This is a genomic window from Acinetobacter sp. CIP-A165, assembly GCF_000367985.1.
Taxonomy (GTDB): domain Bacteria; phylum Pseudomonadota; class Gammaproteobacteria; order Pseudomonadales; family Moraxellaceae; genus Acinetobacter.
Genome location: NZ_KB849201.1, coordinates 544,435 through 560,063 on the forward strand (window position 1 = coordinate 544,435; position 15,629 = coordinate 560,063).

General features: G+C 41.2%; 14 protein-coding genes. 9 read left to right on the forward strand and 5 right to left on the reverse strand.

Annotation, left to right across the window (positions count from 1 at the left end):
- Positions 1 to 11 precede the first annotated feature (11 nt).
- The 4 genes from F991_RS05255 to F991_RS05270 all read left to right on the forward strand — a co-directional run bounded on the left by F991_RS05255 (position 12) and on the right by F991_RS05270 (position 5,115).
- Positions 12 to 410, forward strand: coding sequence for a hypothetical protein (locus F991_RS05255; protein ID WP_034595444.1), 399 nt, complete (start codon positions 12 to 14; stop codon positions 408 to 410).
- 335 nt (positions 411 to 745) lie between these two features.
- Entirely contained in the window at positions 746 to 2,548 is a 1,803-nt protein-coding gene (locus F991_RS05260; RefSeq protein WP_004669550.1) for an acyl-CoA dehydrogenase C-terminal domain-containing protein, read from the forward strand.
- A gap of 160 nt (positions 2,549 to 2,708) precedes the next feature.
- A complete protein-coding gene (locus F991_RS05265) occupies positions 2,709 to 4,490 on the forward strand; it encodes an acyl-CoA dehydrogenase C-terminal domain-containing protein (protein WP_004669552.1) in 1,782 nt (593 codons plus the stop codon).
- 127 nt (positions 4,491 to 4,617) lie between these two features.
- A complete protein-coding gene (locus F991_RS05270) occupies positions 4,618 to 5,115 on the forward strand; it encodes a phosphate-starvation-inducible protein PsiE (RefSeq protein ID WP_004669554.1) in 498 nt (165 codons plus the stop codon).
- A 39-nt stretch (positions 5,116 to 5,154) separates the two neighbouring features.
- Here F991_RS05270 and F991_RS05275 read toward each other — a convergent pair whose 3' ends face one another.
- A complete protein-coding gene (locus F991_RS05275; protein ID WP_004669556.1) occupies positions 5,155 to 5,520 on the reverse strand; it encodes an RcnB family protein in 366 nt (121 codons plus the stop codon).
- Between the two features lie 152 nt (positions 5,521 to 5,672).
- On the reverse strand, positions 5,673 to 6,164 hold the full coding sequence (locus F991_RS05280; protein ID WP_004669559.1) for an RcnB family protein: 492 nt from the start codon (positions 6,162 to 6,164) through the stop codon (positions 5,673 to 5,675).
- Positions 6,165 to 6,333: 169 nt separating this feature from the next.
- Between F991_RS05280 and F991_RS05285 the strand changes: the two genes are divergently transcribed.
- Positions 6,334 to 6,780, forward strand: a complete 447-nt coding sequence (locus F991_RS05285) for a hypothetical protein (RefSeq protein WP_171063398.1) — start codon at positions 6,334 to 6,336, stop codon at positions 6,778 to 6,780.
- Between the two features lie 35 nt (positions 6,781 to 6,815).
- On the opposite strand, the gene F991_RS05290 is transcribed toward F991_RS05285, so the two are convergent.
- Complete coding sequence (locus tag F991_RS05290) at positions 6,816 to 8,279, reverse strand: phospholipase D family protein (RefSeq protein WP_171063399.1); 1,464 nt, start codon at positions 8,277 to 8,279, stop codon at positions 6,816 to 6,818.
- A gap of 117 nt (positions 8,280 to 8,396) precedes the next feature.
- Complete coding sequence (znuD, locus tag F991_RS05295; RefSeq protein ID WP_004669565.1) at positions 8,397 to 10,469, reverse strand: zinc piracy TonB-dependent receptor ZnuD; 2,073 nt, start codon at positions 10,467 to 10,469, stop codon at positions 8,397 to 8,399.
- Positions 10,470 to 10,604: 135 nt separating this feature from the next.
- On the opposite strand from znuD, the gene F991_RS05300 reads away from it, so the two are divergent.
- The 4 genes from F991_RS05300 to F991_RS05315 all read left to right on the forward strand — a co-directional run bounded on the left by F991_RS05300 (position 10,605) and on the right by F991_RS05315 (position 14,487).
- Positions 10,605 to 11,372 (forward strand): DUF4184 family protein, encoded by a 768-nt coding sequence (locus tag F991_RS05300; RefSeq protein WP_034595402.1) that lies wholly within the window; start codon positions 10,605 to 10,607, stop codon positions 11,370 to 11,372.
- Between the two features lie 127 nt (positions 11,373 to 11,499).
- On the forward strand, positions 11,500 to 13,278 hold the full coding sequence (gene aspS, locus F991_RS05305; protein WP_004669569.1) for an aspartate--tRNA ligase: 1,779 nt from the start codon (positions 11,500 to 11,502) through the stop codon (positions 13,276 to 13,278).
- Positions 13,279 to 13,384: 106 nt separating this feature from the next.
- Positions 13,385 to 13,606 carry a hypothetical protein gene (locus tag F991_RS05310; protein ID WP_004669570.1) on the forward strand — a complete coding sequence of 74 codons (222 nt, stop codon included), beginning with the start codon at positions 13,385 to 13,387 and terminating at the stop codon, positions 13,604 to 13,606.
- Between the two features lie 5 nt (positions 13,607 to 13,611).
- Entirely contained in the window at positions 13,612 to 14,487 is an 876-nt protein-coding gene (locus tag F991_RS05315) for a lysophospholipid acyltransferase family protein (RefSeq protein ID WP_004669573.1), read from the forward strand.
- A 26-nt stretch (positions 14,488 to 14,513) separates the two neighbouring features.
- On the opposite strand, the gene F991_RS05320 is transcribed toward F991_RS05315, so the two are convergent.
- Positions 14,514 to 15,356 carry a glycosyltransferase family 25 protein gene (locus F991_RS05320; RefSeq protein ID WP_034595446.1) on the reverse strand — a complete coding sequence of 281 codons (843 nt, stop codon included), beginning with the start codon at positions 15,354 to 15,356 and terminating at the stop codon, positions 14,514 to 14,516.
- Positions 15,357 to 15,629 lie beyond the last annotated feature (273 nt).

The window sequence follows — 15,629 nt, forward strand, 5'->3', positions numbered from 1 at the left end:
TGGATAAAACAATGAACAAAACAAAAGTTGCCTTTATGACTACACTACTCGGTTCCATGTTTGCTTTAACCGCATGCCAATCAACACCACCAAGCAAATATGCAGATGAAAGACACCATCATGGTAAATATCAAATGCAACGAGACGGTGACTATCGTGATCACAAACAACGCCCACAGCTTACACCAGAACAACGTAAAGAATGGCAAGCAAAACGTGATCACCGCCAACATCAACAAGGGAAAATCCGTCAAGAACGCCAACAACAGCGCGCATTAATTGAAAAAGCCTGTGTTGGCAAAAAAGCAGGGCAAACGGTTAACGTACGATGGCAACAACGTACCATTCAAGGCAAATGTGAAATGCGCTTTAGCCCTGAAAAAACGCAATATAAACGTCAAAGTAATTAAACAATTTAATTTGGATTTCCTCAAAGGCGCACTAAGCGCCTTTTTGGTGTGCACCATTGATTAGCATAAATAAATGAAGGCCCAATACCTGATACACAGCTGCTTACGATTTTCACTAAGCAGTTGGAGTAAAAAACAATAAAACCGCTACAATCTAATGGTTTGAGCAGGTGACATGACAAACTTTGACTTAGCAGTCACTAAGAAATGACCTGCAAGAGCTTGTACCGAACTATAACTTGTTGCACGATTAGCGGTACAAAATGGTGCCATTGGGCACATTTATCATTGACTAAGATTATAACTCTGGTTTAACCAGTATTGAGGAACCCGCTATGCCACAATACAAAGCACCCTTACGTGATATGCAGTTCGTATTGCACGAATTATTAAACGCTGAAGCACATTACGCGAAACTTCCTGCATTTCAAGACACAGTAAGCCGTGAATTGGTTGATCAATATCTAGAAGCGGCGGCTGATTTTTGTGAGAATGAACTTTCTCCAATTAATCAAACAGGCGACCGTGAAGGTTGTACTTGGAATGATGGTGTTGTTACTACACCTACAGGCTTTAAAGAAGCGTATCAAAAATATATCGAATTAGGCTTCCCTTCTCTTTCTGCTGATGAAGAGTTTGGCGGTCAAGCATTACCAAACTCATTAGGGATTACCATCTCTGAAATGGTTGGTACAGCAAACTGGTCTTGGGGTATGTACCCAGGTCTTTCTCATGGTGCTGTTCGTACAATTGAACACCACGGTTCTGATGAGCAAAAAGCGACTTATATGCCAAACCTTGTATCAGGTGTTTGGACAGGTACAATGTGCTTAACAGAGTCTCATGCTGGTTCAGACCTCGGTATTATTCGTACTAAAGCAGAACCAAATGATGATGGTAGCTATGCAATTTCTGGCGAGAAAATCTTTATCTCTGCTGGTGAACATGACATGGCGGATAACATCATCCATATCGTACTTGCTCGTTTACCAGGTGCACCTAAAGGCACGAAAGGGATTTCACTCTTCATCGTACCTAAGTTCCTTGTAAATGCTGACGGTTCAGTTGGCGAGCGTAACGCTGTACGTTGTGGTTCTATCGAACACAAAATGGGTATCCATGGTAACGCAACTTGCGTGATCAACTTTGATCAAGCAAAAGGTTACTTAATTGGACCAGAAAACCGCGGCCTAAACTGCATGTTCACCTTCATGAACACTGCACGTATTGGTACGGCAGTTCAAGGTCTTGCTGCATCTGAAGGCTCTTTCCAAGGTGCTTTAGCATATGCGAAAGATCGTTTAGCAATGCGTTCACTTTCAGGTCCGAAAGCACCTGAAAAAGACGCTGATCCAATTATTGTTCACCCTGCTGTTCGTAACATGCTTTTAACGCAAAAAGCATTTGCTGAAGGTGGTCGCGCACTTGTTTACTTATTGGCTCAATATGCAGATATCGTTGAAAAAGGCGAAACTGAAGAAGAGCGTAAGTTTGCTGACAACATCTTGTCTTTATTAACGCCAATTGCTAAAGCATTCTTAACTGAAACTGGTTCTGAATCTGCGAAGCACGGTGTACAAGTCTTTGGTGGCCACGGCTTCATTTCTGAACACGGTATGGAGCAAATCGTACGTGATACACGTATCGCTTGCTTATACGAAGGTACAACTGAGATTCAAGCACTTGACTTGTTAGGTCGTAAAGTATTGCAAACTCAAGGTGCAATGCTGAAAGACTTCACCAAGATCATCCATAAATTTGTTGAAGCAAACAAAGACAATGCTGCTATGCAAGAATTTGTTGCACCATTGGCTGCGGCGAACAAAGAATGGGGCGACATCACCATGCAAATCGGTATGCGTGCGATGCAAAACCCTGATGAAGTTGGTGCAGCTGCGGTTGACTACTTATACTTCGCTGGTTATGTAACACTTGCTTACTTATGGGCACGTATGGCACTTGTTGCTCAAGAGAAATTGGCTGAAGGTACAACCGAAGTTGACTTCTACAATGCGAAAATCACGACAGCTCGCTTCTACTTCAAGAAGATCTTGCCACGCGTTCGTTCTCACGTAGACGTACTTTCAACTGGTGTTGAGCCATTGTTTGAACTCGATGCGGAACACTTCGCGTTCTAATCATAGATTAGAATGGGATGCAACGTTCATCACAAAAAAAGGACTGGTCAGTTTTGACCGTCCTTTTTTTGTTTAATCAGTGCTAAATTTATAGCATTGATTTATTTCTTCGTTTTATTTGATCACTTTGCACATAAGTTGTGCGTATAAGGGAACGATTATGCCAGTTTACAACGCGCCTTTAGCAGACATGAAATTCATCTTAAATGATGTATTTAAAGCAGAACAATTTTGGCAGTCTAATGAGAAACTTGCTCATGTAGATGCTGCAACCGCTGAAGCAATTTTAGAAGAAATGGCTAAATTTGCTCAAAACGTCACTCACCCGCTTAACCGCACAGGTGATGAAGAAGGCGCGCGTTGGGAAAATGGTGAAGTATTCACACCTACAGGCTTTAAAGAAGCTTTCCGTCAATACGCTGAAGGCGGTTGGATCGGTTTAGGTGCTGAAGAAGAATGGGGCGGTCAAGCAATGCCAAAGATGCTGACTGTACTTTCTGATGAGATGTTATTTGCAACCAACCCATCGTTCATGCTTTACCCACTGCTTTCTGTGGGTGCTGGTATGGCGTTAAACAGCTATGCATCACAAGCACAAAAAGAAACTTACTTACCTAAGATCTATTCTGGCGAATGGTCAGGTACCATGTGCTTAACAGAACCACATGCAGGTACTGATTTAGGTATTATCAAAACTAAAGCTGAACGTAACGAAGACGGTACTTATAACATTACGGGTACTAAAATCTTCATCACTGGTGGTGATAACGATTTAGCAGAAAACATTATTCACCTCGTGCTTGCGAAAACCCCTGATGCCCCTGCTGGCTCACGCGGTATTTCTTTATTCATCGTACCGAAGTACCTTGTAAATGAAGATGGTTCTTTAGGCGAACGTAACCCAGTTGGTCCAGGCTCTATCGAACACAAAATGGGGATCAAAGCATCTGCAACTTGTGTCATGAACTTTGACGGTGCAAAAGGTTACCTCGTTGGCAAAGAAAATGAAGGTCTTGCAGCAATGTTCGTGATGATGAACTACGAACGTTTATCGATGGGTATCCAAGGTCTTGGCGCTTCTGAATTTGCCTATCAAAATGCAGCACAATATGCGACTGACCGTTTACAAGGTCGCAGCGCTGCCGGTGCTCAATCACCAAACAAACCTGCTGATAGCATCTTAGTACATGGCGATGTTCGTCGTATGCTACTCAACGTACGTGCTAACAATGAAGCTTCTCGTGCATTTGCAGTCTATGTCGGTCAACAACTGGATATCACCAAGTTCTCGACTGATCCTGAAGCAGTAAAGCAAGCCAACAACCGTGTTGCATTGTTAACACCAATCGCAAAAGCATACCTTACGGATACCGCGTTCCAAGCGACTTTAGATGCACAAATGGTCTTTGGTGGTCACGGTTATATTCGTGAATGGGGTATGGAACAATGTATTCGTGATCTTCGTATTGCTCAAATCTACGAAGGTACCAACGGCGTTCAATCTCAAGACTTAATTGGTCGTAAAACCATTAAATGTGGCGGTGCATTCATTGCAGAATACATCACTGAAATCCGTGACTTTGCCAATACCTTAGATGCTGATTTAAACTTCATTAAAGATGCAACACTAGATGCTGCAACTGAAATTGAAGCAGTTACCCAGTTCATTATTGAACAAGCGGCTGAAAATGTAGACTTCCCTAATGCTGCTGCAGTTGATTACTTGCATGCGGTTGGCTTACTCAGCTTTGCTTATATGTTCGCTAAGATTGCTGCGGCAGCTAAAGACAAGTCTGGTGATTTCTACCAAAACAAACTTGCCTTAGCGCAATACTTTGTAACGCGTATCTTGCCTGAGTTAGATTCACGCATTAAGAAAGTTGAAGCAGGTTCTGACTTGCTAATGAACTTCAGTGAAGATTACTTCACCAATCAAGCTTAATTTTTACTAAGCTAATCAAAACTGCCTAAATCATTTGGTTTAGGCAGTTTTTTTATATCCACTTTTCATAAAAGCAGCACAGAACTTGCATAACATTCTTATCATCATGCTGAGAGTCGTTATTGCTATGCCGAACTCAAAAGATAAACTTGCAAGCTATCACCGCTTATTCGATCGTCTAGGCCACTATGCGGTAGAGGCTTTTCATTATACTGCGCTGTTTATTATCGGCTGTATGATTGCTTGGTCAGCAGTGCATACCATCATCGAAATGCTGACGGTTAAACAATACGCAACGATTGACGATATCCTACTGCTGTTTATTTATCTTGAACTCGGTGCCATGGTCGGTATCTATTTCAAAACCAATCACATGCCTGTGCGCTTTCTGATTTATATCGCCATTACCGCACTGACTCGCCTTCTGATTGCCGATATTCAACATAATCATAAAGCATCCATGGATTTAGTGATCATTACTGGCTCTATTTTAATTTTGGCAGCCGCCATCTTAGTGGTGCGTTTTGCATCATGGCATTATCCTTCTGTGCTTCGCGGTAAAGATCAAGAACAAGCTTTAGCTGCCAACAAAACACCAAAACCACAAGATGATGAACTGGCATAAAAAAAGCAGGCAAATGCCTGCTTGGATTTTTGACCATACTTATGCAACACGATACACACGATATTTGGAATCGACTAGCACATAGCGACCTTGTACTTGCATCCACTTATAACCACGCGGTGGTTGATACAGGCGATGCTGGCGATAGTTTGATACGACATAACGGCTACTACGGAACTGTGATGGTAAACGTTCTCCACGTTTAAAGCTAATGCGTTGACCATAATGATGCCCTTTGTTGGCATTTGACCAGTGAGGCGGGTTACGATGGTCTTGACGGTGATCATAGCGTTGATCGTAACGATCTTTATGCTCGTTTTTCCAACGATTTGATGAGTCCGCCATCGCAGATGCTGACATGCCTAGCATAAGGGCTGAAACAAGCAATACCAATGTCTTTTTCATTCTTTGATCCTCTGTGTTTTGATCTGAACTCAGATTAAAAGAAACTCAAGGAGAAACCATGAATAAAACAAAGGACATTGCAAAGCTTTGTAATGATATCCAAGAAATTGTGGAGAGCTATCGCCTGAGCGAATCTCCAGCACTTCTATTTATCAACGAATAATCTCAATGGTGAAGTTATCATTGGTGACCAGAAAGTAACGACCATCAACCATCACCCAGTGTCGCCCTTTTGGTGGTTCGCGCAATGAATAATATCCCCAATCCCGAACCACATAACGCTCACTACGAAACTCACTCGGCAAGGCATTGCCAACGACGAAAGACTCTCGACTATAGCGGTACTCAGTTTGAGTATCTGGATAATACTCTATCCGTACTCGCGGCTGTGGATAGTGAGGATAAGGATGGCTGTTTTGGTAAGGCTGATAGTAATATCCTTTCGGCGGTGCTGTCGGAGTATAACGCTGATTTGAAAATGCAAATGGGTCTTGCGCAGGCGCTTGATAAGACGGCGACGTTTGATGGTATGAACGACGCTCTACCCCACTATAACCACCCCAAGCATTGTCGGCATACAGCAGTGTAGGGAAACAGCTGAACACACCAATCAAAGCATAATGATAATATTTAGATTGCAGCATTGCGCTCTCCCCATATTGAGTACTATTGTCTTATTTTAGAACAAAAAAGCAGCAGCGACTGTTACCTTTCTATACTTTTTAGCGCAGATTGAGGATGAAATAAGGAGGCCATTTTTAGCTCACTTTTAGAATATGCTAGAATCCATTTTTCAGTTTTGAGTCAATAGCTGTGTCGGAAATGAACTTTGATCGTCTCTATCAGTTTTTTTGTCATGTTCCTAGCGTTCAAGAGTCTCGTATTGTTGCGCATGGCTCAGATGGTAAACATGCGTGGTGGTTTAAATTTAGCATTGATGTACAACATCCACTCGCTTGGCAAACGGTTCAAGAACTAGGGCATGTACTGAATTATTTATCCACCAATGAACGTTTACCGACACAATTCTTTCCTGTATCGCCCCCACCGTATATGAATGGTGAAGCCAAAGACTTTTTAGCTTGGGTGATTCAATGTAATCATGCAGACTTTACGCCGGATGTCGTTTGTGACTGGTTAGAAGGTCGTTTGCCGAATCCTGTTGATGATGAAAAGCAGTGGGCGATTAAAACCGATCTCAATGAATTAGAAAAGTTAAGCGATAAAGATTTGGATGCCTTAGTTCCGCCTAGCCCATAATAAAAAAGAGGCATTACGCCTCTTTTCTTTTTTCTTCAAAAAGTCGATAGCCCCGACCATTCCATAAAACGATACAGCCAATATTTCGATTTCGAATCATCAGCATACTTTTTATAGTCAAGCGTCACTTGACGACCATTCGCATTGTTCCAAGAAGAATCAAAATACTGTCCCGCATCCTTAAACACCTGCGCTTGAGCTGAACCAATCACACGCATATTGGTTTCAAGATTATAGTTTTTCAGATTGCGTGCCGTTAGGTTTGCAGAACCTAATATCAACTCAGCTTGTTGAGAATTGTATTTCAACAGCATTTTACTGTGGCATTGCTCACCATGCGTATCACACCAGCGAATTGGAATACCAACAGCATTGAGTTCAGAAGCCACTTGTCGATTTGGCATACCATTCTTTTGACGACCAAATGCATCTTTATTCGGATCAAGCACCATACGGATGCGGACACCACGCTGTTTAGCTTGCTTTAATGCTGAAATAATCTTCCGTTCAGACAAGTAGAACATCGCGATATCCAAATGTTCATCTTGTTTAGCCGTGTTTATCATTTCCAATACTGCATCATAAATTGCTTTTTCAGTCAGCACCTGAACCTGTGGCAAGCTTTTATCTTCCGTTAGCTCACCCATGATCACAATTGGACTGCCCCCTTGCGACATTTGCGCAACAGCCTGTTCAGTTTGCAGCATATCAATTGCTGTAGCACCATCCACCACTAACGCCACATTGCTATGATGTGAACTTCCATCGTGCGGATTTGCAGAAGTCACTAGACTTTTCCAACCATCCTCAGTATCCACCACTAAGGTTTTACGATGATTGGCTTTAAAATTAAACAATGCGAGATAACTGCGTAGCGTGATCTTATGCTCACCAAATGGATTTTTAAGCCAGCCTTTTTCTGGATTATTGCCGACATCTTGACAACAGATATACCAAAACCCCGACCACAGCGGATTCGATGCACGTAATGGTTTTAAATCGGTTTCAATGACTTCAATGTGAGCTTGACGGAGTTGTTCATAATGCTTTGGTTTAAGCCCACCATAAACAGAATTAATGGGATCGGTAATCACCACAATTTGTATCAATGGATTTTCATGGCGCTTGGCAATCAAAGCGTCAGTCAACTGTTGCATCAAGGTAAACTGCTTTACTTTAGATGCGCCCACTTCTTGATTGAATAGAAACATATCCAAAACAATGGTGCTTCTGGCATCCTCAATCAACTGAAACACTGCTTTAAAAATCTGCTGATCAACTTGCTGCTGACCCTGAGCATCTAGATAGGTCTGATCAGCTAAGAACTTCACATTGGCATGCCGTAGTTGACCAGTAAAATCCAATCCTTTCGGAAGTGGTTTTACGGTATGGTAAATTGCAGAAGCAAGATACCCAATCACCAAAATACTCAATATGACTGCCATGTAACGCCGACCTGACCAGTTTAATTTTTGATGGATTCGTTGGAAGATACGCATATAAACAGAAAAAGCCCTAGCCTAATGGATTAAGGCTAGAGCTTATGCTTTGATTTTTCAATGCTAATTTGGTGATCGTTTATAAAATCAAAATTTTATACTCAATTTTACTTAAGCTTAGAAGCTAAAGTTTACACCTACAGTAAAGTTACGCCCAACTTGTGGAATCGTCGATAAGAATGAAGCATGTTGATACACCTTTTCATCCAAAACGTTATTGGCATTTAGGAAGACACGATAATCCCCAGCATTACTATATTGACCTGAATACGCCACACCAAGATTCAACATATTATAACTTTGGGTATCTGTTTCATATGCTGCAATCTTATTTTGCTGGAATACATGATAGTACTCAGCCGAACCGCTGTATCCATCACCAAAATCAGCTTTTACTTTAGTTCCGACACGACCAGCGGGTACACGTGGTGCATTTTCATTGTCGATCTTGCCGCGTACATAGTCACCGAATAAGCTGACTTTATAGATTGGTGAGATTTGATAGCCTGCTTCAGCTTCTGCACCGTAGAAACGCGCTTTATCTTGCGTATATTCAACCAAACGGAAATCTTCGTAACGATCTAAAGTTTGTGCAAAGATGTAGTCATCAAACCAGTTATGGTAGACGTGTACATGGTAATCAAAGGTGTTATTGTCATAATGGAAACCAAGTTCTACATTGTTTGATTTCTCTTTCTTCAACTGATCATTACCCAATTCATAGGTATTGGTCGCAAAGTGTTTGCCATTTGCGTACAACTCTTGCGCCATTGGCAAACGTTGTTGATGAGAGGCAACAAAAGACAACTTGTAATCTGGGGCAAATTCCCAGTTGGCTGCACCAGAGAATGAATAAGCTGAGCCATCAAAATCTTTCTTGCTTGAATCATCAATATCGATCTTTTGTTTATCCGCACGTGCTGCGAGTTCAACATGGACATCATTGAATTGTGCGTGTTCTAAAGCAAATACACTCCATTTCTTGGTGGTATTTGGTGCCAAGAACGCTTCTTCACCCGTTAATGTAAGTTTTTGCTGACTGTATTGCGTTCCAATCACCCCTTCCCATGCACCGAGTGGATTATGAACCAGCTCAAAACGCCCATCATAACCTTTGTTTTTAAATCGGGTTGTGATGGTATCTTCTTCAAGTTCATCATGGCGATAGTCGGTATAGCTCGCTTGTGCACGCATCTTTTTAAAGCCTGCAAAAGGGTCATCTAATTCTGTACGGAAGTCATAACGCTCAGACTTTAGGTCAATCCATGGCCCGCCATGTGCATGTTCGTGGTCGTGGTCGTGGTCGTGGTCATCATGACCGCCATGTCCATGATCATGATCGCCACAATGTAAGTGAGGTCGTCCCGTTAGGTGCGCATCACAACTTTCATATTCATGGCTGTGTCCAGGCAAACCATATTTATCTTGACGGTTACTATATGAAATACCAGTAAAACCACGATCATAGATCCAAGACAAACCGACATTTACCGTTTGACCTTCCGCAAAAGTATTGTCGACTCGACGTTCCCTTTCACCCTCATGGAAGTAATTAGGAGCGATATAATCATTTGCTTCGCGCTTGAGTCCTTCAACACGCAGGGCAACTTGGTCACCTAAACCGACAGTTACACCAGCACTTGCTAGTTTTTCATCACTGCCCGTGTTGAAACGTAGACCCACATTGCCTTCATAACCCTTTTCTGGCATTTGGGTTGGGATTTTGTTGTCCGTTACATTGACCAAACCACCGACAGTACCAGCGCCAAATAATAATGTTGATGGCCCGCGAATCACTTCAACCTGCGAAGCCAATGCTGGATCGACAGTCACAGCATGGTCAGGTGAAAGGGTTGAAACGTCAATATTTTCAGAGGAGTTTTGCAACACTTTAACACGTGCACCGTCTTGTCCACGAATCACAGGACGGCTTGAACCAGCACCAAACTGGTTAGAATAAATACCAACTTCGTTGGCTAATGCATCCCCAATGGTAACTGCACCTTGCGCTAAAGTTTTTTGATCAACCACCGTATCTGCAACCGCAAAGTCCTGTGAAGTTTGCTCAAGCGGATGCGCTTTAATTCGTATTGTTTCTAATGTTTTAACTTGCTCATTTTCTGCTGCAAATGATGAAACTGATGCAGCAGCTAATATAGATAAAGTCAGAATACTTTTTGAAAATGACATACCGTGTCTCGGATCAGCTCAAATATTAATTGTTATACTATAACATTTCACTTAATTTGCAATAAAAAACATAGCTGAAAAAAACATTTGCTACACTGTCGCTCCATGATTTTAAAAAACTCGTTTTCTAACGATATGCCTTTTACCCTGTCTCATGCAGTTCTTGCACCACCGTTATCAAAAATCAGTAAAGGTCATTTGCCCATTGCAGCTTTAGCCATCGGCTGCATGACACCAGATCTTTATCGTTTATTTACACAAGGAAATATTGCACTGACCCACCAATGGAGCGGCATTTTATTTCCAAATCTTCCAATTGGCCTATTCTTTTGCATCCTGTGGTATTTACTTTATCGTCCAGTGATCTACCGTCTGTTTGCGATCCAAGATCCTTTACATATCCACTCATTTGACCGTTTTATTTCCTTTAGTTTGATGAGTTGTTTTGCGGTTATCGTGGGAACTGCAACACATCTGATTTGGGATGGACTCACCCATTTAGATTTCCGTACTTTTGCATTTAAAACAATGCTTGCTCAGCAAATCTCATTGTTTGGCTTTAATTATCCATTACATTTCGTTTTACAGATTGGCTCATCCATTATTGCACTGCCCTTTATCTTTTGGATGTGTTTAGGTTATTACCAAAAACATAAGCAAAATTGGGTTGCTCCAAAGGCGTTTAAAGTTTTTGTATGGATTAGTCTGGTCATTTCAATCATTGGCGGACTGTTATCACTTTGGGATTATAATCGTCATATCGCATCCGAGATTTGGATGAAAGAGCCTTATTTTTTCATCGGTAAATCAATCAATGAATTTACTCAAACAGGACTAACGATCTTCACACTCTCTTGCTTATTATTGTTATTTTTCGATCGAAAATCACCTCAGCATTTGTGAAGTGCCAATAAACCCGCTTAAGACTTGAGACAATCCGCTCAACAAGGCATAATCTCCCTCTTCATTGGTGCTGCGCTGTTTACGCATTCACCTTTACAGCCAATATAGTTTGGATAAATAATTCAATATGATGCGCACTCATTACTGTGGCTCTTTAACTGAAGCCCAAATCGATCAAACCGTAACTTTATGTGGTTGGGTTCATCGTCGCCGTGACCATGGCGGTGTGATTTTCCTTGATATGCGCGACCGCGATGGTCTCGTGCAAGTGGTCATTGATCCAGATACTCCAGAAGCTTTTGCGACTGCGGATAAAGCACGTTCAGAATTTGTTTTAAAAATTACTGGTCGCGTTCGTCGCCGCTATGAAGGCACTGAAAATGCCAATATGGTGAGTGGTCAAATTGAAGTTTTAGGGAAAGAGATTGAAGTACTTGCTGCTTCAGAAACGCCGCCTTTCCCTTTGAATGATGAAAATACCAATATTTCTGAAGAAATTCGTTTGAAATATCGTTTCTTGGATATTCGTCGTCCAGAAATGTTAGACCGTCTGCGTTTCCGTTCTAAATTAACCAACTTAATTCGTAACTATTTCGAAGACAATGGTTTCTTGGACGTTGAAACACCGATTCTCACTCGTGCAACACCAGAAGGTGCGCGTGACTATCTCGTGCCTAGTCGTGTTTCAAATGGTAGCTTTTACGCTCTGCCACAATCACCACAATTGTTTAAACAATTACTGATGGTCGGTGGTATTGATCGTTACTATCAAATCGCTAAATGCTTCCGTGATGAAGACTTGCGTGCTGATCGCCAGCCTGAATTTACCCAAATCGACGTTGAAACATCGTTCATGAGTGACGATGACATCATGGATTTGATGGAAGTCTTAACAGTGAAGATGTTCGATGAACTTCTTGGTGTTAAATTCGATAAATTCCAACGTATGACTTATGCGGATGCAATGCGTGATTATGCGTCAGACAAACCTGATATGCGTATTCCGTTGAAACTCATCGATGTTGCTGATCTGATGCAAGAAGTTGAGTTCAAAGTGTTCGCGGGGCCTGCTAAAGACCCTAAAGGTCGTATCGTTGCTTTACGTGTTCCAGGCGCAGCATCATTACCACGTAGTGCGATTGATGAATATACCAAATTCGTCGGCATCTACGGCGCGAAAGGTTTGGCATATATCAAAGTCAATGAATTGGCAAAAGGTATTGAAGGTCTTCAATCTCCAATCGTTAAATTCATCGAGCCAATCGTACTTGAACTGTTAGAACGTGTCGGCGCTCAAGATGGCGATATCGTGTTCTTTGGTGCGGATAAAGCTAAAGTCGTCAATGACGCGATGGGTGCTCTTCGTGTCAAGATCGGTCATGACTTGAATCTTGCGACGTGTGAGTGGGCTCCTCTTTGGGTTGTAGACTTCCCAATGTTTGAAGAAACGGATGATGGTAAATGGACCTCGGTTCACCACCCGTTCACACTACCAAAATCAAGTGTTGAAGAAGTGAAGAATAACCCAGGTGCTGCACTTTCGGTTGCTTACGACATGGTGCTCAACGGTACTGAAGTCGGTGGTGGTTCATTACGTATTTATAACTTAGAAATGCAAAAAGCGATCTTTGAAGCTTTAGGTATTTCTGATGAAGAAGCAGAAGAAAAATTCAGCTTCTTGCTTAATGCATTACGTTATGGCGCACCTCCACATGGCGGTTTAGCATTTGGTTTAGATCGTCTGGTGATGTTAATGACAGGCGCATCTTCGATTCGTGATGTGATTGCATTCCCGAAAACCAAAACGGCTGAATGTCCATTGACTCAAGCACCTGCACCAGTTGAAGCAAATCAATTGCGTGATTTGGGTATTCGTTTACGCGAACAACAAAAGAAAGAAGCTTAAAACGTTAAGCAAGGAAAAGGCGCTGTTTACAGCGCCTTTTTTGTAAATTGAGATTGATTCTCTTTAATGGCATAATAAACCAGTTTTTTATTGAAGGTATCTGCCCATGGCCATGCGTCCAGATGTGCGTCGACACACAATTGTCCTTATTGTGTTTTCACTTGCGCAATGGTTTCTTATGCGTTACATCTTGTCGAATGAACTCTTCAATATGACTACCTATCAACGAATTTTATATTTTTGCGTCAGCAGTCTAGCAGGTGCATTAGTGATTTTTGCCGCACTGATATACATGGTGCTCAAAGGCAATGCAGATAAAAAAGACTAATTCAAATGTCCTTTTATAGCGCACTGCTTCGTCTTTTACCTTTGCCATTTTTGCGTAATATTGCAAAAGTGGCAGCGTATTTGATCAATCAAAATCCCAACAAAAGCATGTTGTGGAAAACGCGAATCAATCTAGGTTTAGCTTATCCTGAATTAACTCCTGAACAACAAGAACAACTGGCTCGAGAAAGTGTGGTCAAACAATGTCTAAGCTATATCGAATCAGGAAAATGTTGGGCTATGTCGCCCGAATGGAGCATCCAACAAATCCAGAAAGTTCATCAATTAGATGTCTTAACAGATGCCTTAAAAGACCCTAAAGGCGCATTGATCATTACACCGCATCTCGGAACTTGGGAAATGATGAATGCGTGGGTACATCAATACGGCATCCCAACCATCATGTATAAGCCAATGAAAGATAGTGGCTTTAATTCATTTGCTTTACATGCTCGCCAGAGGCTCAATGCAACACTTGTTCCTACTGATGCCAATGGTGTGAAGGCGCTGTTTAAAAACCTCAAACAGGGTGGCTTTAGCGTGATTCTGCCTGATCATGTGCCTCAGCCTTCAGGTGGTGTCGTGGTTCCGTTTTTCGGTATCCCGTGTTTGACCAGTACCCTTGCCAGCAAAATGGCACAAAAAACTCAATGTCGTTTAGTTGGATTAAGCTGCTTCCGTCGTGAAGATGGCGAAGGTTTTGAGGTGTATTGTGATGATCTAAATGATCCTCAACTTTATGATCGAGATATCGAGATTGCAACGACAGCATTGAATAAAGCAGTTGAACAGATGATCAACCGTTTTCCTAGTGAATATATGTGGGGATATAAACGGTTTAAGGGTGGTAAAGGCTCTAAGGACCTCTATAAAAAGAGCTGATTACTTAAAACCCAAAAGTTACACAATTATTTAAATGTAACTTTTACCAGTCTCTCCCCTCTCAACTTTCGCGCTAACACTTTAAAGCACTTCATGATTTGGATAACAGGGCGCAATCCTTCTCTTCGTATTTTATGCGTTAGACTACGTTTCATCTTATTTTTAGCCTTATATTCATATTCACCTTTACGAATATTTCGGTCTTGCTCTAAAAAGCTTGAGAAATTATTATGCTCGTTCTCTAGATTATATCTCATCGCCAATAGGTGATCTTGGATACAGAGAGCAGGTAACATTTGAAAAATACCATCAGGGAATTTCATCATATAATCTTTAAAAACAATATGATCGACAGGAATTAACTTATCGTACTGTTTTAATAGTGATAGTAATTCACGAGCTGATTGCTGAGATAAAATATATCCACCACAGCCCATATGTACCGTTTTTAATGATGATAGATTACGTTCCATTGGCAATGGTCTAAAGGAGGATGAAGCCACGCCAACTTTGGGATAAAAAGCTTCTAGTTTAACAATTGAACAGTTTTCAGGTATCCAATCACTTTTCGTCAAGAAGCGATCAGCATTTTCACCTAAATGTATATCATCTTCAAAAATAGCAATGTAGCTCAGGTTTTCATCAATTGCCTTTTTCCACAATGCCGCATGACTTAATAAACAAGCTATTTCACTTTTTGCTAAGTCTGTTTTTGTAATATCTAAATCTAGATCCTTGGCAACTTGTTCCAGAGTGATTGGTGTTATCGCATCAAAAAAACTAAATTCGATCGATTGTTTTTCAAAAATAGAGAGAATATGATCGCGACGCTGATTAGCAAACGTGAGACTAATCACAAAATTTTTCATAGTATAATCTTCATCAACCACAACAGGTCACAATATTAAGGCAGTAAATCTAACGTATTATTCATATTATATATTGTAAATTCAACCACAAACTATATCTCATTTGTATTACCTAAAAACCATGCCCCATATGAAACCTCTAGACTAATTTGTTTCAACACACATCAACCCTAGTCATGTTGAAAATATAGACTTACAATGTTAGCTTTAATTCGTCATGCAGTGCATTTTTAGAGATCCATTTCTATCTACTGCATTGATTTATATATTATG